The 22,013-nt window shown below is 71.7% G+C and carries 20 protein-coding genes and 1 pseudogene; 17 read left to right on the top strand and 4 right to left on the bottom strand.

Annotated features, from left to right (window positions below; all coding sequences use genetic code 11):
* Positions 1 to 32: 32 nt before the first annotated feature.
* Both AB0I49_RS24385 and AB0I49_RS24380 read left to right on the top strand, forming a co-directional pair.
* Positions 33 to 1,283 carry a helix-turn-helix transcriptional regulator gene (locus tag AB0I49_RS24385; RefSeq protein ID WP_363229178.1) on the top strand — a complete coding sequence of 417 codons (1,251 nt, stop codon included), beginning with the start codon at positions 33 to 35 and terminating at the stop codon, positions 1,281 to 1,283.
* An 806-nt stretch (positions 1,284 to 2,089) separates the two neighbouring features.
* Positions 2,090 to 2,428, top strand: coding sequence for a hypothetical protein (locus AB0I49_RS24380; RefSeq protein ID WP_363229177.1), 339 nt, complete (start codon positions 2,090 to 2,092; stop codon positions 2,426 to 2,428).
* 354 nt (positions 2,429 to 2,782) lie between these two features.
* Here the strand turns inward: AB0I49_RS24380 and AB0I49_RS24375 are convergent, their stop codons facing one another.
* A complete protein-coding gene (locus AB0I49_RS24375; RefSeq protein ID WP_363229176.1) occupies positions 2,783 to 3,355 on the bottom strand; it encodes a helix-turn-helix domain-containing protein in 573 nt (190 codons plus the stop codon).
* 84 nt (positions 3,356 to 3,439) lie between these two features.
* Here AB0I49_RS24375 and AB0I49_RS24370 point away from each other — a divergent pair, with 84 nt between their 5' ends.
* On the top strand, positions 3,440 to 4,390 hold the full coding sequence (locus AB0I49_RS24370) for an NADP-dependent oxidoreductase (protein WP_363229175.1): 951 nt from the start codon (positions 3,440 to 3,442) through the stop codon (positions 4,388 to 4,390).
* Positions 4,391 to 4,577: 187 nt separating this feature from the next.
* Here the strand turns inward: AB0I49_RS24370 and AB0I49_RS24365 are convergent.
* A pseudogene (locus AB0I49_RS24365) lies at positions 4,578 to 5,385 on the bottom strand (SDR family oxidoreductase).
* A 607-nt stretch (positions 5,386 to 5,992) separates the two neighbouring features.
* Between AB0I49_RS24365 and AB0I49_RS24360 the strand changes: the two are divergent.
* The 3 genes from AB0I49_RS24360 to AB0I49_RS24350 all read left to right on the top strand — a co-directional run bounded on the left by AB0I49_RS24360 (position 5,993) and on the right by AB0I49_RS24350 (position 9,728).
* Positions 5,993 to 7,693, top strand: a complete 1,701-nt coding sequence (locus AB0I49_RS24360) for a hypothetical protein (RefSeq protein WP_363229174.1) — start codon at positions 5,993 to 5,995, stop codon at positions 7,691 to 7,693.
* Positions 7,694 to 7,884: 191 nt separating this feature from the next.
* Positions 7,885 to 8,475 (top strand): helix-turn-helix domain-containing protein, encoded by a 591-nt coding sequence (locus AB0I49_RS24355; protein ID WP_363229173.1) that lies wholly within the window; start codon positions 7,885 to 7,887, stop codon positions 8,473 to 8,475.
* Positions 8,472 to 9,728, top strand: a complete 1,257-nt coding sequence (locus AB0I49_RS24350; protein WP_363229171.1) for an MFS transporter — start codon at positions 8,472 to 8,474, stop codon at positions 9,726 to 9,728. Before AB0I49_RS24355 ends, AB0I49_RS24350 begins: the two co-directional genes overlap by 4 nt.
* Before the next feature lie 319 nt (positions 9,729 to 10,047).
* On the opposite strand, the gene AB0I49_RS24345 is transcribed toward AB0I49_RS24350, so the two are convergent.
* Together AB0I49_RS24345 and AB0I49_RS24340 are read right to left on the bottom strand one after the other, a co-directional pair.
* Complete coding sequence (locus tag AB0I49_RS24345; protein ID WP_363229170.1) at positions 10,048 to 10,680, bottom strand: TIGR03085 family metal-binding protein; 633 nt, start codon at positions 10,678 to 10,680, stop codon at positions 10,048 to 10,050.
* Positions 10,681 to 10,762: 82 nt separating this feature from the next.
* The gene (locus AB0I49_RS24340; RefSeq protein ID WP_363229169.1) at positions 10,763 to 11,692 is read right to left on the bottom strand and encodes a hypothetical protein; all 930 of its coding nucleotides are present in this window, start codon (positions 11,690 to 11,692) and stop codon (positions 10,763 to 10,765) included.
* A gap of 127 nt (positions 11,693 to 11,819) precedes the next feature.
* Between AB0I49_RS24340 and hisI the strand changes: the two genes are divergently transcribed.
* The 11 genes from hisI (at position 11,820) to AB0I49_RS24285 (ending at position 21,907) form a co-directional block, all read left to right on the top strand.
* A complete protein-coding gene (gene hisI, locus AB0I49_RS24335) occupies positions 11,820 to 12,194 on the top strand; it encodes a phosphoribosyl-AMP cyclohydrolase (protein ID WP_363229168.1) in 375 nt (124 codons plus the stop codon).
* An 11-nt stretch (positions 12,195 to 12,205) separates the two neighbouring features.
* Positions 12,206 to 13,735: an anthranilate synthase component I gene (locus tag AB0I49_RS24330; RefSeq protein WP_363229167.1), complete on the top strand. Its 1,530-nt coding sequence runs from the start codon at positions 12,206 to 12,208 to the stop codon at positions 13,733 to 13,735.
* 127 nt (positions 13,736 to 13,862) lie between these two features.
* Positions 13,863 to 14,525, top strand: a complete 663-nt coding sequence (locus AB0I49_RS24325; protein ID WP_363229166.1) for a TIGR02234 family membrane protein — start codon at positions 13,863 to 13,865, stop codon at positions 14,523 to 14,525.
* A 103-nt stretch (positions 14,526 to 14,628) separates the two neighbouring features.
* Positions 14,629 to 14,853 carry an HGxxPAAW family protein gene (locus AB0I49_RS24320; protein WP_363229165.1) on the top strand — a complete coding sequence of 75 codons (225 nt, stop codon included), beginning with the start codon at positions 14,629 to 14,631 and terminating at the stop codon, positions 14,851 to 14,853.
* Between the two features lie 142 nt (positions 14,854 to 14,995).
* Positions 14,996 to 15,430: a DUF2752 domain-containing protein gene (locus tag AB0I49_RS24315; protein ID WP_363229164.1), complete on the top strand. Its 435-nt coding sequence runs from the start codon at positions 14,996 to 14,998 to the stop codon at positions 15,428 to 15,430.
* 225 nt (positions 15,431 to 15,655) lie between these two features.
* Entirely contained in the window at positions 15,656 to 16,465 is an 810-nt protein-coding gene (gene trpC, locus AB0I49_RS24310) for an indole-3-glycerol phosphate synthase TrpC (RefSeq protein ID WP_363229163.1), read from the top strand.
* Between the two features lie 335 nt (positions 16,466 to 16,800).
* On the top strand, positions 16,801 to 18,099 hold the full coding sequence (gene trpB / locus AB0I49_RS24305; RefSeq protein WP_363229162.1) for a tryptophan synthase subunit beta: 1,299 nt from the start codon (positions 16,801 to 16,803) through the stop codon (positions 18,097 to 18,099).
* Positions 18,096 to 18,911 (top strand): tryptophan synthase subunit alpha, encoded by an 816-nt coding sequence (gene trpA / locus AB0I49_RS24300; protein ID WP_363229161.1) that lies wholly within the window; start codon positions 18,096 to 18,098, stop codon positions 18,909 to 18,911. The genes trpB and trpA overlap by 4 nt, the downstream gene beginning before the upstream one ends.
* 106 nt (positions 18,912 to 19,017) lie before the next feature.
* Positions 19,018 to 19,824: a thioredoxin domain-containing protein gene (locus tag AB0I49_RS24295; protein ID WP_363229160.1), complete on the top strand. Its 807-nt coding sequence runs from the start codon at positions 19,018 to 19,020 to the stop codon at positions 19,822 to 19,824.
* 162 nt (positions 19,825 to 19,986) lie between these two features.
* Entirely contained in the window at positions 19,987 to 20,934 is a 948-nt protein-coding gene (gene lgt / locus AB0I49_RS24290) for a prolipoprotein diacylglyceryl transferase (RefSeq protein WP_363229159.1), read from the top strand.
* Positions 20,935 to 21,175: 241 nt separating this feature from the next.
* Complete coding sequence (locus tag AB0I49_RS24285) at positions 21,176 to 21,907, top strand: VIT1/CCC1 transporter family protein (protein ID WP_363229158.1); 732 nt, start codon at positions 21,176 to 21,178, stop codon at positions 21,905 to 21,907.
* Positions 21,908 to 22,013 lie beyond the last annotated feature (106 nt).

Below are 22,013 nucleotides of genomic sequence, written 5' to 3'. Positions count from 1 at the left end.
GAAGGGCTTGACTTCGCGCCAGGGAGCACCGAATGACGGACCGTTCCGACTTCCCCGACGAGATGCCGCCAGGCGAGCGCATCCAACGACTCCGCGAACGACGCGGCATGAGCCGCCCAGTGCTGGCCGGGCTGTGCGGGCGCGGCCCGGACTGGCTGAAAGGCATCGAGAAGGGCAAGCGACAACTCCGCGACCACGGCCTGCTCGTACGCGTCGCGACAGCGCTTCGGGTCTCGGACCTGTCGGTGATCACCGGCGAGTTGACGCCTCGTCCGGTCACCGCAGGGGCCCGGCTCATGCTGCCGGGCGCGCACGGCGTCCGTGACGCCATACGAGGGTCATTGTTCTCCGAGCCTTCCGACGGCGCGCCCGAGGGGCCGCCCAGCGTGGACGTGCTCCGGGGGAGGGTCGCGGAGGCGTGGCGCCTCTGGCACACCTCGCGCTTCCAGCGCTCCGAAGTGTCAGCGCTGCTGGCGGGGCTCATCCAGGACGCTCAGACGCTTCCCCGCCGGCTCGAAGGGCCGGAACGCCGGCGGGCGTACGCCGTGCTCGCCGACGTGTACCACCTGGCCCAGCAGGTCACGGCGTACGCCGTCGAACCAGAGCTGTACTGGGTCATCGCCGACCGTGGCAGGCGCGCCGCTCAGGACGCCGACGACCCGCTGAGCCTCTCCGGCGCGGCATGGGCGTTCGGCAACGGGCTCCGGGAGACCGGGTACGCCGAAGAGGCGATCCAGGTCGTGGAGCAGGCCGCCGAGGCCATCCGACCCCAACTCGACGGCGCGGCAGATGACCTGAGGGGCATGTTCGGAGCGCTGCACCTTCATGCCGCGATCACGTGCGCCCGAGAAGGGCGCGACGGCGACGCGTGGCGGCATTGGGACGAGGCCGACCGGACGGCGGCCCGCCTGCCGGACGGCTACGTCCACTCGTGGACCGTCTTCGGCCGGGCGAACACCGATTTCCACGCGGTGAGCATCGGTGTGGACCTCCGTACGCCGGGATCGGCGATGAACCGCGCCGAAGCCATCGACCTCGACGCGATGCCGAGCGTCGAACGCCGCTCGCGCGTGCTGGTCGAACTGGCTCGCGCGCAGCGCCAACGTCGGGACCAGGCAGGCGCGTTGCATTGGATGCGGCGAGCGGTCGCCGCATCCCCGGAAACCGTGCGGTACACCCCTTCGGCGCGGACCCTCATCAGCGACCTCGCAAAGGACGCCCGGGGCCCGCTCAAATCCGATGCGGCGCAGCTTGCCGACGAGGTAGGGGTGCTCACCGCGTAGGGGGGGCAAACTGCCCCCCTGGCTGGTCTTCCGCCGCTCTATGGTCTCAGGCCTCAACAGAGAGGCGGGGATTCCCCATGGGCGACGCGGCCCTTCCTGCTGGCGCACGCACCTCCGAGCCTGCCGCGGCTGTAGCCGAGGCCGTCCTCCGCGCGGGCGGTGCGTGGGCCATAGCGCCGGCGGATTGGCCGGCGGCGAGTGAGTGCCGTGTTGACCGGCCCGTACTGGCGCGCGTGCGGACCGAGTTGGGCCGTATGAAGTGGCTGTTCTCGTGAAGAGCCAGGCGCGGGCGGCACTGGCCCGGCTCATGGCTGAGCGCGGCATCAATGGGGTGCTCGTATTCCCCAAGTCGGCTGCCCCGAAGGCCTGGTGGAGCGAGTCGGGGAGTGGGGCGGATCGTCTGCCCGGTTCGATCGCTTTCCCGCCGTGTCAATGTCCCGAGCACCGTAAAGGGCGGGGCAGGGCCGATACGGACGTCAAGCTGACCGCGCGAGACGTCGGCGAGCCGCGTAACGGGGGCGGACGATGAGGCGGCCTTCTGTGCGGGGTCGCTTCCGCCGGGCGCGGCGATGGTGGTCGCTGTACGGGCAGTTCTCGCGGCCGATGCGCGCCGTATGGCCCAGTCGGCGGCGGGTGTGTGGGGCCGTGGCGGTGCGGTGCACCGAATTCGACTGCTGTGACCCGGAGTTGCGGCGCGTCGTGCTGCGGATCAAGGACAACGAAATCGCGGCGGGGAAGCCGGATGAGAGCCGACTGCTCCGGCGGCTCCTCGGTGCCGAAGCCGAACGGATCATGAGGAGGGACCGATGAGCCGCAGCTACCGGTACGTGACGTGGCAGATCACGCAGGATGCGTCGACGTACCCCGACTACCGCGCCGACTGCGTGACGGGGGAGGAGAAGGACTGCGGTGAGATGATCCGCTCCGGCGGCCTGGAATGGGTCGAGGAATGGATGCGCCGCCACACCCAGGAGACGGGCCACACCCGTTACTGCCGGACGGTCGCCGACTACGTGACGATGGAGCCGCCGGAGGGGTACGCGGGCCGCCCCGTGATCGGCGAGGCGGAGGCGGAGGCGGAGGCGGAAGCGGCGCGGCCCCGGCTCGTACTCCCGTCCCGGCCCACGAGCGGCGGCGAGCGGTGACCCTGGCCCGGGTCTCCGCGCTCGCCGTGACCACGGCTTCGTTCGTGAGCGTGCTCGCGGTCGCGGTCACGCTGATCGTCGCCGTCCGTCCCTGACGCTCTGGTCGTGCCGCCAGCGCGCTCTCGGCCTCGGGACTGGTGGGCTCGCATGTTGAGGCGTCGCGTATTCCGGACCGATGCGGGCCGCGGTCGCTCTGTGTCAACCGCGGATGGGTGCTCACCAGTCCTGACGCCGTAGGGAGAAGGGCGCCGAGGTCGAAGCCGAGTATCGCCGAGGTGAGCCCTAAGGGTGTCATTTCGGTCAGGTCGTGTCGGCCGGCCGTGGACGGGGCGGCTTCGGGAGTCGTGGGCCGGCTCAGCGGGCCGTCGGAGTCGGCAGCGTGACCGCCTCGCGCAACTCGTCGGAGGCCTGGGTGATGAGCTGGGAGAGGGAGGCGTCAGGGGAGGCCAGCCAGCGGGACGTGGCGCGCCGGTGGATCGCCAGCACCACGTCGATGAGGAAGCGTGCCTTGCCGGGCTCGACGCCGCGGCGCTCAAGCGCCAGCGCCAGCGCGTCGGCGATGTCGGCGAGTTTGATCAGATCGCGCTCGGCCAGCGCCGGGTTGGCGGCGATCACTTTGGCGCGGCGCAGCAGGAACTCGCGCGGGCGGAAGATCTCCTCGGCGGTTCTCAGCGCGGTCAGCAGCGCCTCGATCGGCGTGAGGTCCGGGTCGGTCGCCTCGACCTGGGCGACGAGGTGGGCCTCAAGTTCGTTGCCGGCGAAGAGGACTTCCCGCTTGTCGGGGAAGTAGCGGTAGAAGGAGCGCTCCTTCAGGCCGGCGGCGCCCGCGATCTGCGCGACCGAGGTGCGCTCGAACCCCTGTGTCTCGAAGAGGTCGAGCGCCGCGCGCTCAAGCCGGCCTTGTGCGTCGGATTCCCATCTCGGCATACCCACCAGGGTACGACAACAGCATCTGTCGTCACGGTGGTACTGTCGATGACAACAGATGCTGTCATCAGTCGGGAGATCGTCATGAAGGCTCTTCAGTTCGGCCGGTTCGGGTCCCCGGACGTGATCGTGCTCCGCGACGTCCCACAGCCGGAGCCGGGGCCCGGTCACATCCGGATCGCCGTGCGGGCGTGCGGCCTGACACCGGCCGACTGGCACGTCGTCGAAGGTCTCCTCGCCGATCATCTGCCGCCGTTGCCGCGCGGGCTCGGCTTGGAGGTCGCGGGCACGGTCGACGCGCTCGGTGAGGGCGTCACCGGCGTCCGGATCGGCGATCGCGTGTTCGGCCCGGCCGCCTTCGACGGTCCGACGGCCGGTGCTGCCGAGTACGCGCTGATGCCGGCCTGGGCACGTATCCCCGAAGGCGTCACCTTCGAGCAGGCCGCCGCGTTGCCGATGGCGGCCGAGACGGCGTGGCGCGCGCTCGACGGCCTTGGCGTCCAGCCGGGTGAGCTGCTGCTCGTCCACGGCGCGGGCACCACCGTGGGCGAGGCGGCGGTGCGCTTCGCGCTGCACCGGGGTATTCGGGTGATCGCCACCGCCGGGCAGACCCGGGCCGCCGCTCTGGATGAGATCGGCGCCCAGGTGGCCGCCTACGGCGAGGGCATGGCCGAACGTGTCAGGGCACTGTCCGGAGGGCACATCGACCGTGCCCTCGACGCGGCGCCGACCGGGGGCCGGATCGACCGCGCCGACCAGCCCAGCCCGGCCGGCGGCTCGCTGCCGACCCTGATCGGGCTGACCGGGGATTCCGACCGTGTCCTCACCGTCTCGGACTTCGCCGCCGCGGCCGAACTGGGCGTCCGGACCACCACCGAGCTCCGCTATGAGCAGATGGACGAGTTCGCCCGGCTCGCCGGCGAAGGCGTCTTGGTCATACCGGTCGCCCGCACCTACACGCTCGACCAGATCAAGGAAGCGGCCGAGCTCAGCCAGTCCCGCCGACCCGGCGGCAAGCTCATGCTCGTCCTGTGATCGCCCTGCCGGCCTGACAGAGCGAGACCACCTCGACGCGGAGCGGGGGCGGGCATCTTTTCCAGGCCGGCCTCGAAGCCGCTCCCGCGTGTTCGCCGCGAACCCACGGGTCAATCCCCGGTGCGTAGATCCATCGTGGCTATTCCCTCACCGTAAGCCCGTCCCGCGATTCAACCCGTCCCGCAATTCAAGGGGTACCCGATGCGGTCGTCGCGATTCCGCCGTCCACCGGGATGATGGCGCCCGTGAGGTAGGACCCGGCCCGGCTGGCGAGAAATACGGCGACACCCGCCATGTCGTCGTCGCGGCCGAGCCGGCGCGCAGGGGTCGCCGCCGCGATCGTGTCGCCGATGGCATCGAGCGTGGACGCCATCATCCGCGACGGGAACACTCCCGGTGCTACCGCGTTCACCGTGACGTGCTGCGGGCCCAGCTCGCCGGCAAGCACTCTGGTGAGTTGATGGAGCGCTGCTTTGCTGCTGGCGTACGAGTAGTTGGGCGACCGGGCGACGTGGATGGCGGCGATACTGCCGATGTTGATGATCCGCGCGGGATCATCGGCGGTGCCCGCCCTGCGAAGCGCGGGGAGCAGCGCCTGCACCAGCCAGAACGGCGACTTGAGGTTGAGGTCGATCACTGTGTCCCAGGCCTCGTCCGGGAACGTCGCCAGCGGCTCGCGCCACATCGCTCCCGCGTTGTTGACAAGGATGTCCAGGCGTTCCGAGTCGGCCGCGACGAGATCAGCGAGGCGCTGGCACTCATCGTGCCTGGAAAGGTCGGCGGGGATTGCTCGAACGTCGCCGAATTCGGACAGCAGACGCTGTGCCTCCGCGCACGTGTCTGCATTGCGTGAGCTGATGACGACGCGGGCGCCCGCCTGGAGAAGGCCACGCGCTATCATCATCCCCAATTCCCTTGGTGCCGCCAGTGACAAGGGCGTACTTCCCGCTCAGATCGAAAAGTTCTGCGTGAGTGGTGAATCGGGTGTCAGTCATTGGTCTTCGTCCCTTCTGTCGTGAAAAAAGAATGCGCCGACACGGTCACACATTCGGGGCAGCTGAATTGAACTGATGGGGGAAAGCCGCAGTGCGTGTCCATGGAGTGTTGTCGGCGCTTTCGACTCGACCAGGTTGACAGGCATTGGGGATGTCTGGAAGACCCTGGTGATACAGGTACTGCGAGAACCCCCTTGCCTGGTGCGCTGACGCCGCCGTCGGCGAACTCCAGCGCGACCTCCAGTACGAGCGACCTGCGACGGGCTGCGGGCCGCTGAGGCAAAGGGCGACAAGGACGGGCGCCGCCCGGTCGTCATCATGGAGAACCGGGTCAACGGACGCTGTAGCGGCGTAGCTAGACTGGCCGACCGGAGTCCCTTGGGGCGAGGGAGCTTGCGGTGGCGGCCATCTCACAGGTGACGATGGTCGCACCCGACGGGGCCATGAGGCAGGTCGGGTGCGACAGGTCCAGGAGGCCGATGCGGTTCACGTGCTGGTGGGTTGAGTCTTCAAGCGCCCGCCTCCTTGACGTTCCGAGGGCCTCGTCCCTTGCGGACATCTCATTCGGCATGGGAATCCCGCACCGTACAAGCAGGGAGTAGGTCTCATGAAAGCGCACCAGGAACCGGTCCGTGACCAGACGCCTGCCCCGGCCAGGCGGTCGACGCGGAACCGCAAAGCGGCTGAGCCTGTTGCCGGTGGCCCGGTGGGGCCGGAGCAAATGGCCGTGCTCCAGCGGGCCGTGGGCAACGGCGCCGCCGCCGAGTTGGTCGCGCAGGGCAGGCACGAACACCATGCGAGAGGCGGCCACCCATGGAACGCCGACACCGCGTCCCCGCCCGTGCAGAGGTTGTTCAAGAGCAGTAAGGGTCAGAAGTCCGACAGCGAGCCCGCACCGCAGTCCGGTTCGCAGGCCCTGACCGAACCGGCCCCGTCGGTGGCGGTGCATCCCGAAGACGATCCCCAGCGGGGCCACAACATGGCATTCGCGGATCCGCTTGCGAAGGGCGCCGACCATTTCTTGGAAACGGTCAAGAGCGCGCGGAAGGCGGGCGGCCACGAAGAGCAGGAGGTCCGCGCCGGGTACGAGCAGTCGTTCAAGCGGTTCCTGATGAACTCCGAAGGCAAGCCGTTGGAAAATGCCATCGCCCTCCGCAATGCCTTCATCAGCAAAAAGAGTCTCTCCATGCGCTCAGGCACGGGCGACCTGAAGAACGAGTTGCGTGGCGAGGTAGTCCGTCTGCGTGGGGAACTCGACAAGCGCAAGGCCGCCGACGCATCCCAGAAGATGGTTCCAGGACAGCGGGAGCAGCGTGTGCTCCATGCTCTGCGTTCCGGAGGCGCGTCCGCGCTGGCCCCTGAGGACCTGCCGGTCTACAACGCGCTGAAGGACCGCGCGGTCGACTGGGCGAAACTGCACGACATTCAGGCCATGTCGCTGATCCTGGTGGAGAAGCGTGGTGCGGCGGTCGTGGAACGGGAGCGTGCGGCGGCAGTCGGGCGATTCGACAGGCTCTCGTGGTTCGCGCCCTACAAGAACGCCGGCCTCACGGTCGAGGCAATGCTCGCTGACACCCACCGCCATCTTCTGAGCGCCAGTGTTCTGATGAGCAACATGGGGTTCGGCAATCCCGCTGAGGCGACGTCGACGATCAGCCGGCTGACCGGCGGCCCCGACGTTACGTTCAAGAACTACTGGGAAACGCGGTCTTCGGGTGGGCAGGCCACGTCCGCCTTGCGGGGTTCCCGCGAAGAACACTTGGGATACAAGGACGCTCTCAACCGTACCCAAGGGCGGTTCCAGAATCCGGCCCCTGACGACAACCACGACAGGTTCAGTCCTCCGGACCCGTCGCTGCTGCCGAAGTATGCGGCACTGATGTCCCGCAATCGGCCGGCCGGGCTTTCGGCCTATGGTGAGGCGGCGGTTCACTGGAAGCCCGGGCTCCGGGACCGAGTCACGCTCACTCCGATCGACAGCTGGCAGAACGGCGTCGGCGGAGCTCGCGGCGTCACCGGTTCACGGAACCTGTATCCGCTTCTGGCCCACGGCCCCGAACAGGTGGTGAGACTGGCTGTCGCCGAGGCCACGAGTTTCCGGTTCGACCCGGAGATGAAGAGCCAGGTCGACAGCGGCAGCGTCAACTCGTTGCAGGAGTACTTCGAGGCCCAGATCCATGGTCCGTTGAACTGGGCCGACGTCGAGCGCATCGTGTTGAACCCCTCGCCGTGGGTCAAGGCGCAGAAGGCCCACCTTGAACTGTTCGCCCAGCAGCAAGGTCTCTCCATCCGGGTGGAGACACGCTGATCGGCGAATTCTCTCGCGTGGCCGCGTGGCCCCATCCATGACCGCGTGGCCGCGCGGCCGCTGATCGGTGAGGCGCTGACGCATGGGCCCGGCGGGGCGGTGAGGCCGGCCGGCCCGGTCGTAGGGGCCCTCCCCGGGCAGAAGCGCAATTTTTATTGCGCAATATTTCTTTCCTATCTATCGTTGCCGGCATGACCGACCCCGAGATGCAGCGGATCGCCGACCTGGGCACCCTCAAGGCGTTCAGCCACCCGCTCCGCATGAAGCTCTACCGTGCGCTGACCGTGGCCCGCACCGCCACCGCCTCCCAACTGGCCGAGACGGTCGACGAGGCGGTCTCGCTCGTCAGCTACCACCTGCGCAAACTCGCCGCGCACGGGCTGATCGAGGAGGCGGAGCCGCAGAGCGCCGACGGGCGTGAACGCTGGTGGCGGATGGCGGCGGCCAGCGGGGTGAGCGTCAGGGACCAGGACTTCCGGGACGCGCCCGAGAGCGTGGCCGCGCACGCGGCGTTCTCCCGGATGCTCTTCCGGCAGAGCTCCGAGATGTACGAGCGGCATCTGGACGAGCAGTCCGCCTGGCCGCAGGAGTGGCGCTCCGCCGCCTTCAGTTCGGAGTTCCTGCCCCGGCTGACCGCCGGGGAACTGGCACAGCTCAACGATGAGATGCACGCCCTGGCGAAGCGGTGGACCGAGCGCGGTCGCGCCGCCGAGGAAGCGGGCGACACCGAAGGGCGCGAGAACGTGGCGCTGCACTTCTACGGCTTCCCCTTCCGCCAGTGAGCGCGCCCGAGGCCGCTGTGCTCACCCGGCGGCCCACCGCGGAGCGGCCCGCGCACCGGGACCCCAACGTCCTGCGCTGGCTCGCCGCCTACGTCGCCTCGCTGTTAGGTGACACCGTCTACTTCGTCGCCCTGTCGTGGGCCGCGACCCGCAGCGGCGGGCCCTCGCAGGTCGGGCTCGTGCTGGCGATCGGCGCCGTGCCGCGCGCCGTGCTGATGCTCGGCGGGGGAGTGGTCGCCGACCGGCTCGGCCCCCGCCGGGTGGTGATCGGCAGCGACCTCGTGCGCTGCGTCGTGATCCTCGCCGCGGCCGGGCTGCTGGCGTTCGCCGCCCCCGGCCTCTGGGCGCTGGCGGCGATAGCGCTGGTCTTCGGCGCGGTCGACGCGCTGTTCATGCCCGCCGTCGGCGCGCTGCCGCCGCGCATCACCGCCCCCGGGCAACTCGCGCGCGTCCAAGGGATGCGCGGCATGGCGTCCCGTACGGCGCTGATCGCGGGCGCGCCGCTCGGCGGCATGGCCGTCGCGCTCGGGGGATCGGCGGCGGCCTTCGCGGCGGCCGGGGTGTTCTTCGCCGGATCGCTCGGGCTGCTCATGGCCGTACGCGTCGCGCCGACCCCGGTGGACGCCGCTGGGAAGGCACCCACCACTCCCTGGCGCGACCTCGCCGACGGCCTGCGCTACATCAGACGCCACCGGCTGCTCGCCCCGCTGGTAGTGGCCACGGCCGTCGGCGAACTGGGCTTCAGCGGGCCGATGAACGTCGGCCTGGCGCTGCTCGTCCAGGAAAGGGGCTGGGGCGCGTCCGGCCTGGGCTGGATCATCGCCGGCTTCGGGCTGGGCGCGGGCGGGGCCGCGCTGCTGGTCGCCGTGCGCGGCCGACTGGGCCGGGCCGGGCTGCTGTTCTCCTGCTTCATGGCCGTCGGAGCCCTGGCCGTCGCCGCGCTCGGGTACGTACCGACGCTCGCCGCCGCCGTCGCGGCCGGCGTGGTCGTGGGGCTGACGGCGGGGCTCAGCGGCACCCTGAACAACGCCCTGATGCAGACCGAGGCCGACCCCGCGCACCTGGGCCGGGTCACCTCCGTCGCCATGCTCTTCACCGTGGGCACCGCCCCGCTCGCCTATCCGCTGACGGGCGCGGCGGTCGGGGCCTGGGGCCCCGCACCGGTCTTCGTGGCCTCCGCCGCGGTCATCGTGAGCGGCGCGGCCATCGGCCTCCTCACGCCATCGCTGCGCCGGGCCGAACTGCCGCGCTGAACTGGGCGGTCGGCCCGGCGTACCGGCCGGGATTCTCCGGGCCGGACGTACGGACCGCCGGCTATACGGGGCGTACGGGCCGTGTCGGACGCACGGGGCGTACGGGCCGTGTCGGACGCACGGGGCGTACGGACCGGAGACGCCGCCCGCGACTCCTGAGCTGTACGCGGCGTACGGCTCATACCAGCCCGCGCGGGGCCCATGAGGCGCACGGCACGTGCGTGTTCTCCGGGTCAGGAGGGCTGCCGGGCTGCGGGGTCGGGGTGGTGAAGGGCCGGGCAGGGGAGTCGGGAGCGCCCAGTGCGCTCCCGACATGGCATCAGAGGCCGAGCTTGGCGTCGTAGAGGCGCGCCACGGCCTCCTTGTCGCCGTCGATCTCGACGCGCGCGGCCTCTTGGCGGCCGAAGGCGAAGAGCGTCAGCTCGCCCGGCTCGCCGGTGACCGTGACGACCGGCGTGGAGCGGTTCGCCACGGCCGTACGGCCGTCCGGCCGCCGCAGCACCAGGCCGACCGGGGACTTGCGGCCCAGCACCCGCGCCATCCGCTCCAGCCGGGACCACAGCGCGTCCTCGAAGACCGGGTCCAGCTCGCGCGGCGTCCACTCCGGCGCCGCGCGGCGCACGTCCTCCGCGTGTACGTAGAACTCGACCGTGTTGGACGCCTCGTCGATCTGCTTCAGCGAGAAGGGCGACATGCGCGGCGGTCCCGTGCGGATCATCTGGACCAGCTCCGTGTACGGCTTCGACGCGAACTCGCCCTGCACCCGCTCCAGCCGCGCGGCCAGCGGCTTGATCAGGATGCCGCCCGCCGCGTCCGCGCGCCGCTCGCGCACCACCACGTGCGCGGCGAGGTCGCGGGCGGTCCACCCCGCGCACAGGGTCGGGGACTCCGGCCCCGCCGTCTCCAACAGATCAGCCAGCAGTAGGCGTTCGCGCTTCGCGTGGGTCGACATGGCGCCAGCCTACGACCGGCACGGGTCCGCTGCCACGCCGCCGCGCCCGGTCCGTAATCCCTCCCGCCACGCGCCGCCCCGCCTATCCCGGCAGCGACTCGGACAGCTTCTTGCCGCCCGGTTTGTCGCTGAGCGTCAGGGAGCACGAGACCTGGTTCCGGCCCTGCTGGGCGTAGGTCGTCTGGGACGGGAAGAGCGCGTAGTAGTAATACGTGCGCCCGTCGGTGCCTATGGAGCGCATGCGCTGGGCGGCGTCCGCCTTGCACATCGACAGGGCCTTGCTCTGAAGCTCCTTGTCCGTCGAGAACGTGCCGGTCAGCGTCTCGTTCGCGATGACCTCGCCGTCGTGCGGGCTGTCGCACGAGCGGACCTCTATCTGCTTCACGGCGCTGTCCAGACCGGGATGGTCGAAGCACTCGCCGGGCTTCAACTTCACATACCGCACCTGCCCGTCGGCCGGGCTCCCCGCCGGGTCCGAGTCCGGGCCCGAGTCCGAGGGCTGGGAGCCGTCCTCCCCGCGGCCCGGCGCGCCCTCCAGCGGCGCGCCCACGCCGGGGGCCTCCGCGCCGTCCGAACCCGACGACCCCGAGGGAGCGGCCGTGGGGGAGGAGGAAGAGGAGGCGGACGGCCCGCTGCCCGCCGCCTTGTTGCTCCTGCCGCCGTCCCCGCTGGTCAGCACAACCCCCGCCACGGTCAGCCCCGCGACCAGCACCGCCGCCACGACGATCGCCGCGATCTTCCCGCCATTGCCCCGCGACGGGGGAGGCGGCGGAGGCGGTGGCGGGGACGCCGGGAACCCCTGCCCGTACCCCTGCCCGTACGGCTGCTCCTGCCCGTACCCTGGCGGCTGTCCGTACCCCTGAGCCGGCGCCGGTCCGTACCCCTGGACCGGGCCGGGGCCGCCCGGCACATCCGGCGGCGGTCCGAACCCCTGCGGCGGCGGTCCGAAACCGCCGCCGGCGCCCGGCGGTTGAGGCGGTTGCGAGGAGTTCGGCGGAGGCGGAAACGTCATGGGCGAAGCATGCCGCACGCCACTGACAAACCGGTCGGCGGGCCGTCTCGCCCGAGGCCGGCGGCGGGGTGGCGCCGGAGAGCGGAAGCGATCACGGCACACCCCGGCGACGCGGCAGAATGGGGTCATGACCGGTACCACCCGCCCCGGCGGACCCTCAGCGCTCGACCCCGCCGTCGCCGCCCGCCTCAAGCGCGACGTCGACGGCCTGGTCCCCGCCATCGCCCAGCAGTACGACACCGGCGAGGTGCTCATGCTCGGCTGGATGGACGACGAGGCGCTGCACCGCACCCTGACCACCGGCCGCTGCACGTACTGGAGCCGCAGCCGCCGGGAGTACTGGGTCAAGGGCGACACCTCCGGCCACGTCCAGCACGTCAAGTCCGTGGCCCTCGACTGCGACGCCGACACGATCCTCGTCAAGGTCGACCAGGTCGGCGCGGCCTGCCACACCGGCGAACGGACCTGCTTCGATGCCGATGTCCTGCCCCTGGGCCAGTAGGCTCCGCTGCCATGGCTGCCACGACCACGGGTGATGTCACACCTGACCTCGACACCTTCCGGACGCTCGCGAAGGACCGCCGGGCCATCCCCGTCACCCGACGCTTCCTCGCCGACGGCGACACCCCTGTCGGCCTCTACCGCAAGCTCGCCGGCGAGCGCCCCGGCACCTTCCTCCTGGAGTCGGCCGAGAACGGCCGCACCTGGTCCCGCTACTCCTTCATCGGCGTCCGCAGCGCCGCCACCCTCACCGCGCGCGACGGACAGGCGCACTGGCTCGGCACGCCGCCCGTCGGCGTCCCCGCCGACGGCGATCCGCTGCGGGCCCTGCGCGCCACCATCGAGGCCCTGCACACCCCGCGCGACCTGATCGAGGACGCCGGACTGCCGCCCTTCACCGGCGGCATGGTCGGCTACCTCGGCTACGACATCGTCCGGCGGCTGGAGAAGATCGGCGACAGCACCCGCGACGACCTGCGGCTGCCCGAGCTGACCATGCTGCTCACCTCGGACCTCGCCGTGCTCGACCACTGGAACGGCACCGTCCTGCTGATCGCCAACGCGATCAACCACAACGACCTCGACACCGGCGTCGACGAGGCGTACGCGGACGCCGTCGCCCGCCTCGACGCGATGGCCGCCGACCTCGTACGCCCCGTGCACACCCGTCCCGCCGTGCTGCCGCCCTCCGAACTCCCCGAGTACACCGCCCTGTGGGGCGGCGAGGCGTACATGAAGGCCGTCGAGGACATCAAGGAGGGCATCCGCGCGGGCGAGGCGTTCCAGGTCGTCCCCTCGCAGCGGTTCGAGACCCCCTGCGAGGCGTCCGCCCTCGACGTCTACCGGGTGCTGCGCGCCACCAACCCCAGCCCGTACATGTACCTGCTGCGCCTCGACGGCTTCGACGTCGTCGGCTCCAGCCCCGAGGCGCTGGTCAAGGTCGAGGGCGGGCGCGCCATGGTGCACCCCATCGCCGGCACCCGGCCGCGCGGCGCGACCCCGCAGGAAGACGCCGCCCTCGGCGACGAGCTGCTGGCCGACCCCAAGGAGCGCGCCGAGCACCTGATGCTCGTGGACCTCGGCCGCAACGACCTGGGGCGGGTCTGCGAGCCGGGCAGCGTCGAGGTCGTCGACTTCATGTCGATCGAGCGCTACAGCCACGTCATGCACATCGTCTCCACCGTGACCGGCCGGCTCGCGCCCGGCCGCACCGCCTTCGACGTGCTCACCGCCTGCTTCCCGGCGGGCACCCTCTCCGGCGCGCCCAAGCCCCGCGCGCTCCAGATCATCGAGGAGCTGGAGCCGAGCAGGCGCGGCCTGTACGGCGGCTGCGTGGGCTACCTCGACTTCGCGGGGGACTCCGACACCGCCATCGCGATCCGCACCGCCCTGCTGCGCGACGGCACGGCGTACGTCCAGGCCGGCGCGGGCGTCGTCGCGGACTCCGACCCGGCCGCCGAGGACGCCGAGTGCCGCAACAAGGCGGCCGCCGTGCTGCGGGCCGTGTCCTCCGCCAACCGCCTCGCGCGGCAGCGCGACTGACCCGGCCGCCGCCCGACCGATCCGGGCCCGGCCGACCCGGCGCGCGGCCCCGCGCGCACCGGCCGGGCCCGCGCGCCGCGTGACCCGGCCGCCCCCGCGTGCGTACCGCGCGCCGTCCCGAGGGATAGTGGTAGGCGTGAGTGCAGCCGTTCCCCAGCCCCGAGTCCACGCCGAGCCCTCCGCCGCCTCCGTGCGCAGAGGGCGGAGCAGCGTCGCCGCAGCCCTGTTCCTCGGCGCGCTCGGCGCCGCGCTCGCCCTGGTCGCCTCCGGCCGCACCTGGGCCGACGGCACCGCCGCCGTCGCCCGCGGCACCGTCGACCAGCACGCGAGCGGCCAGGACATCACCGGGCTGCCCGGCGCCCTCGCGATCGTCGGGCTCGCCGCCCTCGTCGCCGTCTTCGCCGTCCGCCGCGTCGGCCGGATCGTCGTCGCCGCGCTGCTCGCCCTGTGCGGCGCCGGCGTCGTGGCCGCCTCGGCGGCCGGCGCGTTCGACACCGCCGCCCTCCAGGCCAAGGCCGCCAAGGCGAGCGGCCTGACCAACGCGACCATCCAGGACGTCAGCTCCACCGGCTGGCCGTGGGTCGCCCTCGCGGGCGGCGTGCTGCTGCTCCTCGCCGGGCTCCTCGCGCTGCGCTACGGCCGCCACTGGCCCGCGATGTCCGGCCGGTACGAGCGCGACGGCGCCCCCCGCCCGCGCCGCGCCCGCACCGCGCCCGACCCGGACCGCCCCGAGGAGCTGTGGAAGGCCATCGACCGCGGCGAGGACCCCACCGAGGACACGCGGAACTGACAGAGCGACCCCCGGTCGTCCGGGAGCGGGCGCGTCGGGAGACAATGGGACCGAGCGTTCGTCGCGCCCGGAACCAGGCGCAACACAGCAATGAGGAGTACTCATGGCGGGAACCAGCCACGGACACACCCCGGCCGCCTGGACCGGTGTCATCATCGCCTTCATCGGCTTCTGCGTCTCCGGCGCGTTCACGGTGATGGCGATGCCGCTCGGCTTCTGGGCCGGAATCGTGGTCATCGCCATCGGCGGCATCGTGGGCCTGGGCATGCGCGCGGCCGGTCTCGGCCAGCCCAAGCAGAAGGCTCCGCGGACCCAGACCCAGAGCTGAGGACCGAGGCGCCCGCCGCACTTCACGCGGCGCCCCCGCACCACCCGCAGGCGCGGCCCAGGGCCCGTACGGACGCTCGTACGCGGCCCCGGGCCGCGCCTTCGTGGTGAGAGTCCGCGGCGAGGGGAGGAGACTCGGCGGTGTGACCGAGGAACCCGCGCACCGCGCAGCCGCCCCCGAGCCCCTCGCGCGCCGGCTCTCCGCGCCGCTCGGCGTCGCCGCCGGGCTCGCCGCCGCCTTCGTCTACGTCGGCGCGGTCGACCCCAACGAGAGCGGCCACTACCCCGCCTGCCCGCTGCTGCGCTACACCGGTGTGTACTGCCCCGGCTGCGGCGGCCTGCGCAGCGTCCACGCCGTCGCGCACGGCGACCTCGCCGCCGCGCTGGGCGCCAACGCCCTCGCCACGGTGGGCTACGCCGCCTTCGCGGTCTTCTGGGCCGTATGGCTGCTGCGCTCGGTCCAGGGCCGCGCCGTCGCCCTCCCCCTGCGGGCGGGGCACTGGTGGGCGCTCGGCGGGCTCGTCCTGGTCTTCACGATCGTGCGGAACCTGCCCTTCGGGAGCTTCCTCGCGCCCTGACCGGCTCGGGCGAACACGGCCGTCCGGCTATGGGCACCTGTGTTCCGACACTCATGATCGACGCGGCAAAGGTCCAGGTCGAAGGCGTGGCGTCAACCGGATGCGAGACCTCGGCCCCTCGGCAGATACCATCGACCGTGCATCGACAGTGACCGGCGGACCGGCTCGACCGAGCCGACCCCGCCGGCGCGACTACTCGCTCCAGTCCGGAAGGGGGCCGCTCGCGTGAGTGTGCTCGACGAGATCATCGACGGGGTCCGTGCCGACCTCGCGGAGCGGCAGGCACGCGTCACTCTCGACGAGCTCAAGGAGCGGGCGGCGAAGGCGCGCCAGGCCAGGGACGGCGTCGCGGCCCTCAAGGGCGACAGCGTCACCGTGATCTGCGAGGTCAAGCGGTCCAGCCCCTCCAAGGGAGCGCTCGCCGCCATCGCGGACCCCGCCGGGCTCGCCGCCGACTACGAGGCGGGCGGCGCGGCCGTCATCAGCGTGCTGACCGAGCAGCGCCGCTTCGGCGGCTCCCTCGCCGACCTGGAGGCCGTCCGCGCCAAGGTCGACATCCCGGTCCTGCGCAAGGACTTCATCGTCACCGCCTACCAGCTCTGGGAGGCCCGCGCGTACGGCGCCGACCTGGCGCTCCTGATCGTCTCCGCCCTGGAGCAGGAGGCCCTGGTCTCCCTCGTCGAGCGGGCCGAGACGATCGGGCTCACCCCCATCGTCGAGGTGCACGACGAGGACGAGGTCGAGCGCGCCGTCGACGCCGGGGCGCGGATCATCGGCGTCAACGCCCGCAACCTCAAGACGCTGGAGGTCGACCGGGACAACTTCGCCCGCGTCGCCCCCGAGATCCCGGACCACATCGTCAAGATCGCCGAGTCCGGCGTGCGCGGCCCGCACGACCTCATCGCCTACGCCAACGACGGCGCGGACGCCGTCCTGGTCGGCGAGTCCCTGGTCACCGGCCGCGACCCCAGGACCGCCGTCGCCGACCTCGTCGCCGCGGGCTCGCACCCGGCGATCCGGCACGGACGGGGCTGAGAACCCATGGGCGCGTACGCACGGCTGGCCCGCGGCTGCAGGCCGCGCGGCTGCCGCGCGCCCGCGCGCAGGGTGCACGGGCGCCGGGTGCGCTACCACATCGGCTGTGAGCCCGGCCAGATCAACGGCATGCGATGGCGTCGCGCGACGGAGCGCTAGCCGCTCCGCCGCGCGCCTGACCGGCGCGCGGCGGGGGCTTCCCCACCCCGTACGCCCGCGCGAGCGCCGGGCCCGTACGCCCGCTCGACGAGCGGCGCGCCGGGTCGCGCGCAGCGCGCGATGCCCACAGACCGATACTTTGCGGGGCCACGGCCCCGATCTGAGGAGTACGTCGGATGTCATCTGACTTCTTCATCCCGGACCCGGAAGGTCACATCCCGAGCACCGAGGGCTACTTCGGCGCGTTCGGCGGCAGGTTCATCCCCGAGGCGCTGGTGGCCGCGGTGGAGGAGGTTGCCGCCGAGTACGAGAAGGCCAAGGCGGACCCGTCCTTCGCGGTCGAGCTGAACGACCTGATGGCCAACTACACCGGGCGCCCCAGCGCCCTGACCGAGGTGCCGCGCTTCGCCGAACACGCGGGCGGGGCCCGCGTCTTCCTCAAGCGCGAGGACCTCAACCACACCGGCTCACACAAGATCAACAACGTGCTGGGCCAGGCGCTGCTCACCAAACGGATGGGCAAGACCCGCGTCATCGCCGAGACCGGCGCCGGCCAGCACGGCGTCGCCACCGCCACCGCCTGCGCCCTCTTCGGCCTCGACTGCACCGTCTACATGGGCGAGATCGACACCGAGCGGCAGGCGCTCAACGTCGCCCGGATGCGGATGCTCGGCGCCGAGGTCGTCAGCGTCACCTCCGGCAGTCGCACCCTCAAGGACGCCATCAACGAGGCGTTCCGCGACTGGGTCGCCAACGTCGACCACACGCACTACCTCTTCGGCACCGTCGCGGGCCCGCACCCCTTCCCCGCGCTCGTCCGCGACTTCCACCGCGTCATCGGCGTCGAGGCGCGCCGCCAGCTCCTCGACCGTACGGGCCGGCTGCCCGACGCCGCCATCGCCTGCGTCGGCGGCGGCTCCAACGCCATCGGCCTCTTCCACGCCTTCCTGCCCGACACGGACGTCCGGCTGATCGGCTGCGAACCGGGCGGCCACGGCGTCGCCACCGGCGAGCACGCCGCGACCCTCACCGCCGGCACGCCGGGCATACTGCACGGCTCGCGCAGCTACGTCCTCCAGGACGCGGACGGCCAGATCACCGAGCCGTACTCGATCTCGGCCGGCCTGGACTACCCCGGCATCGGCCCCGAGCACGCCTACCTCAAGGACGCCGGCCGCGCCGAGTACCGGGCGGTCACCGACGACGAGGCGATGCGGGCGCTGCGGCTGCTGTCCCGCACCGAGGGCATCATCCCGGCGATAGAGAGCGCCCACGCCCTCGCGGGCGCTCTCAAAGTCGGCGAGGAACTGGGCGAGGACGGCCTGCTGCTCGTCAACCTGTCGGGGCGCGGCGACAAGGACATGGACACGGCGGCGCGCTATTTCGGTCTGTACGATCCCGAGCAGACGGGGCGGACCGAGCAGGCGGAGCGCGCCGGACAGCAGGCTGAGACGAACCCGGAGCGAGTCAAGTGAGCGGCAACATCGAGCTGTTGAGCCAGGCCCTGGCCGCGGCCAAGACCGAGGGACGCGCCGCGCTGGTGGGCTACCTCCCGGCCGGCTTCCCCACCGTGGACGGCGGTGTACGGGCCGTCCGCGCGATGGTCGAGGGCGGCTGCGACATCATCGAGGTCGGGCTCCCGCACAGCGACCCGGTCCTCGACGGCCCCGTCATCCAGACCGCCGTCGACATCGCCCTGCGCGGCGGCGTCAAGATCAGCGACGTCATGGACACCATCCGCGAGGTGCACACCTCGACGGGCGCGCCCGTGCTGTGCATGACGTACTGGAACCCCGTCGACCAGTACGGCGTCGAGCGGTTCGCCGCCGACCTCGCGGCGGCCGGGGGAGCGGGCTGCATCCTGCCCGACCTGCCGGTCGAGGAGTCCGAGACCTGGCGCAAGGCCGCCCAACTGCACGGCCTGGCAACGGTGTTCGTCGTCGCGCCGAGCAGCCGGGACGAGCGGCTCGCCCGGATCACCGCGGCGGGCAGCGGCTTCGTGTACGCGGCCTCGCTGATGGGCGTCACCGGCACCCGCGAGTCCGTGGGCCGGCAGGCGCAGGACCTCGTCGAACGCACCCGCGCGACCACCGAGCTGCCGGTCTGCGTCGGCCTCGGCGTCTCCAACCCCGAACAGGCCGCCGAGGTGGCCGGGTTCGCGGACGGAGTGATCGTCGGCTCCGCGTTCGTCAAGCGGCTGCTGGACGCCCCTGACCTGGACTCGGGGCTCACGGCGGTCTCCGCACTCGCGGGCGAACTCGCCGCGGGAGTGCGCAAGCGCGGCTGAGCCGCGGCGCGGGCAACCCCTGCGGGTGACTCCGCGCGTAACTCTTTGGAAGGAAACAGCGGCCGGGGAGGCGCATGAGCGCGTCCCCGGCTCGTTGTACGGGGGCGTGAACCAGAAGAACCCAGGCAGGCCAGGCAAGGACGACGGAACGCGCAGCGCCCGCGAGCGGCTGCGGGAACAGCGAGAAGCGGACCGGGCACGCGAGAAGCGGAAGCGGACGCTGATCGCGGCCGTCGCCGTGGTGGCGGTGCTGGGGATCGCGGCCGGAGTGAGCGCGCTCGTCAAGAACTCGGGCAACGACAAGGGCAAGGATCAGCAGGCGTCCGGACCGGCCGTCGCGCCCAAGGGCGCCACCGGCGACGGCAACGTGGTGATCCCCGAGGGCAAGCCCGCCGCCAAGGCCACCCTCACCGTCTACGAGGACTTCCGCTGCCCCGGCTGCGGCGGGTTCGAGGCCCAATTCCACGACACCATCCGCGAACTCCAGGACAAGGGACAGCTCAAGACCGAGTACCACCTGGTCACGATCATCGACGGCAACATGGGCGGCACGGGCTCCCTCAACGCTGCCAACGCGGCCGGCTGCGCCCAGGACGCGGGCAAGTTCCCCGACTACCACGACCTGCTCTACAAGAACCAGCCCGACGAGCGCGAGGACGCCTTCGCGGACAAGGCCCACCTGATCGAACTCGCCGGCCAGGTGAAGGGCCTGGACACCCCGTCCTTCCGGAAGTGCGTGAACGACGGCACCCACGACAGCTGGGTGAAGAAGTCCAACGAAGCCTTCGGGAAGTCCTCCTACCACGCGACGCCGACCGTCCTCCTCGACGGCAAGAACATCTACGCGGACCAGAACAACCCGCTGACCCCCGACAAGCTCAAGAAGATGGTCGCCGACGCCGACAAGAAGTGACCCCGGCGAGAGGCGACCTCCCGCACGGACGAATGCCGCCAGTCCCTGGAGGGCCCGGCGGCATTCCGCGCGCTCGGCCCCGCCCGAGGGGCCCCGTTACGCAGCTGTTGCGCCGGGCGGGTTGCCGTGCTTCTGGTTCGGCACGGTAGCGTCGTCCCTGTCATGGACCTCGCTTACATTCCCAGCCCGTCGACCGGCGTGATTCACCTCGGCCCGGTTCCGCTGCGCGGCTACGCGTTCTGCATCATCATCGGCGTCTTCGTCGCCGTCTGGATCGGCAACCGGCGCTGGGTCGCCCGGGGCGGCACGTCGGGGACCGTCGCCGACATCGCCGTCTGGGCGGTGCCCTTCGGGCTGGTCGGCGGGCGGCTCTACCACGTGATCACCGACTACGAGCTGTACTTCGGCGCGGGTCGGAACTGGGTGGACGCCTTCAAGATCTGGGAGGGCGGGCTCGGCATCTGGGGCGCGGTGGCGCTCGGCGCGCTCGGCGCGTGGATCGGCTGCCGCCGGCGCGGCGTCCCGTTCCCGGCCTGGGCCGACACCCTCGCGCCCGGCCTCGCCATCGCGCAGGCCATCGGCCGCTGGGGCAACTGGTTCAACCAGGAGCTGTACGGACGCAAGACCGATCTGCCCTGGGCGCTGAAGATCGACGCCGACCCGTCGATCGGCCGGGTCGCCGGTACGTACCACCCGACGTTCCTGTACGAGTCGCTGTGGTGCATCGGCGTCGCGCTGCTGGTCATCTGGGCCGACCGGCGCTTCAAGCTCGGGCACGGGCGGTCCTTCGCGCTGTACGTCGCCGCGTACACGGTGGGCCGGTTCTGGATCGAGTACCTGCGCGTCGACGACGCCCACCACATCCTCGGGCTGCGGCTGAACGACTGGACGTCGATCATCGTCTTCGTCGCCGCCGTGGTGTTCATGGTCGTCTCCGCCAAGCGCAGGCCCGGCCGGGAGTCCGTCATCGAGACGGCGACGGCGGGAGCGGAGGGCGGCGACGACGCCGCCGTCTCTATGGTGAAGCCCGCCGAGGCCGAGAAGGCGGATAAAGCCGAGAAGGCCGAGAAGAGCGCCGCCGGCGCCGAGGAACCCTCCGAGAAGCCCTGACGGATTCCGTTCCGTCGCCCCGAGGCCGTCGCACCCCACCGGGTCCGGCGGCCTCGTCGCGCAGCGGGGGCGCAACGCGGGGCGCAGCGCGGGAATTTCCCGAACCCTCTCGCGTTTGTGCAGGTCAGAGAGGTAAGTTCGGCCTTCCTTGCTAGCGGATCACCGTAAATCGTGCGTACTTTTGAATCGTTCGGGGCGGGGCATCGGGCTCCCGCCCCCGAAGTGAGGAGTACGCGCAGCAATGTCTGTCCTGGATACGGCCGAGGCCCCGCACGTCGCGCACCGCGACAACCACACCCACCGCGATGTGAACGGCGGCTGGCTGCGTCCGGCGGTCTTCGGGGCCATGGACGGGCTGGTCTCCAACCTCGCGCTGATGACCGGTGTCGCGGGCGGCTCCGCCTCCTCGCAGACCATCGTGATCACCGGGCTCGCGGGGCTCGCGGCCGGCGCGTTCTCGATGGCCGCCGGCGAGTACACCTCCGTGGCCTCGCAGCGCGAGCTCGTCCAGGCCGAGCTGGACATCGAGCGGCGCGAGCTGCGCAAGCACCCCGAGGACGAGATCGACGAGCTGGCCGCGCTGTACGAGTCGCGGGGCGTCGACGCGCCCCTGGCCCGGCAGGTCGCCGAGCAGCTGTCGAAGGACCCGGAGCAGGCGCTGGAGATCCACGCCCGCGAGGAACTGGGCGTCGACCCCTCCGACCTGCCCTCGCCGATGGTCGCCGCGGTCTCCTCCTTCGGCTCCTTCGCGCTGGGCGCGCTGCTGCCCGTACTGCCCTATCTGCTGGGCGCGACGTCGCTGTGGCCCGCCGTGCTGCTCGCGCTGATCGGGCTCTTCGGCTGCGGCGCCGTGGTGGCGCGGGTGACGGCGCGGTCCTGGTGGTTCAGCGGGCTGCGCCAGCTGGGCCTGGGCGGGGCCGCGGCGGGCGTGACGTACCTGCTCGGCATCCTTTTCGGCACCGCCGTGGGTTGACGCTTTATGCGGCCGGCCGCATAGTGAGCGAGTTACCGTGCGGTTTCAGGGTTCGGGCGGCCGGGCATAAGGCCGGAGCGTCGCGGGCAACGTCGCCCGCTGCACG

This window comes from Streptomyces sp. NPDC050617 (genome assembly GCF_040654795.1).
Classification (GTDB): Bacteria; Actinomycetota; Actinomycetes; order Streptomycetales; family Streptomycetaceae; genus Streptomyces.
The sequence above is the reverse complement of the archived record's forward strand: the minus strand, read 5'-3'. Positions and strand labels throughout refer to the sequence as shown.

Bases quoted from the DNA above. Each gene is read 5' to 3' on its own strand.
- AB0I49_RS24385 (WP_363229178.1), top strand. From the start codon at position 33: ATGACGGACCGTTCCGACTTCCCCGACGAGATGCCGCCAGGCGAGCGC.
- AB0I49_RS24380 (WP_363229177.1), top strand. From the start codon at position 2,090: ATGAGCCGCAGCTACCGGTACGTGACGTGGCAGATCACGCAGGATGCG.
- AB0I49_RS24375 (WP_363229176.1), bottom strand. From the start codon at position 3,355: ATGCCGAGATGGGAATCCGACGCACAAGGCCGGCTTGAGCGCGCGGCG.
- AB0I49_RS24370 (WP_363229175.1), top strand. From the start codon at position 3,440: ATGAAGGCTCTTCAGTTCGGCCGGTTCGGGTCCCCGGACGTGATCGTG.
- AB0I49_RS24360 (WP_363229174.1), top strand. From the start codon at position 5,993: ATGAAAGCGCACCAGGAACCGGTCCGTGACCAGACGCCTGCCCCGGCC.
- AB0I49_RS24355 (WP_363229173.1), top strand. From the start codon at position 7,885: ATGACCGACCCCGAGATGCAGCGGATCGCCGACCTGGGCACCCTCAAG.
- AB0I49_RS24345 (WP_363229170.1), bottom strand. From the start codon at position 10,680: ATGTCGACCCACGCGAAGCGCGAACGCCTACTGCTGGCTGATCTGTTG.
- AB0I49_RS24340 (WP_363229169.1), bottom strand. From the start codon at position 11,692: ATGACGTTTCCGCCTCCGCCGAACTCCTCGCAACCGCCTCAACCGCCG.
- hisI (WP_363229168.1), top strand. From the start codon at position 11,820: ATGACCGGTACCACCCGCCCCGGCGGACCCTCAGCGCTCGACCCCGCC.
- AB0I49_RS24330 (WP_363229167.1), top strand. From the start codon at position 12,206: ATGGCTGCCACGACCACGGGTGATGTCACACCTGACCTCGACACCTTC.
- AB0I49_RS24320 (WP_363229165.1), top strand. From the start codon at position 14,629: ATGGCGGGAACCAGCCACGGACACACCCCGGCCGCCTGGACCGGTGTC.
- trpB (WP_363229162.1), top strand. From the start codon at position 16,801: ATGTCATCTGACTTCTTCATCCCGGACCCGGAAGGTCACATCCCGAGC.
- lgt (WP_363229159.1), top strand. From the start codon at position 19,987: ATGGACCTCGCTTACATTCCCAGCCCGTCGACCGGCGTGATTCACCTC.
- AB0I49_RS24285 (WP_363229158.1), top strand. From the start codon at position 21,176: ATGTCTGTCCTGGATACGGCCGAGGCCCCGCACGTCGCGCACCGCGAC.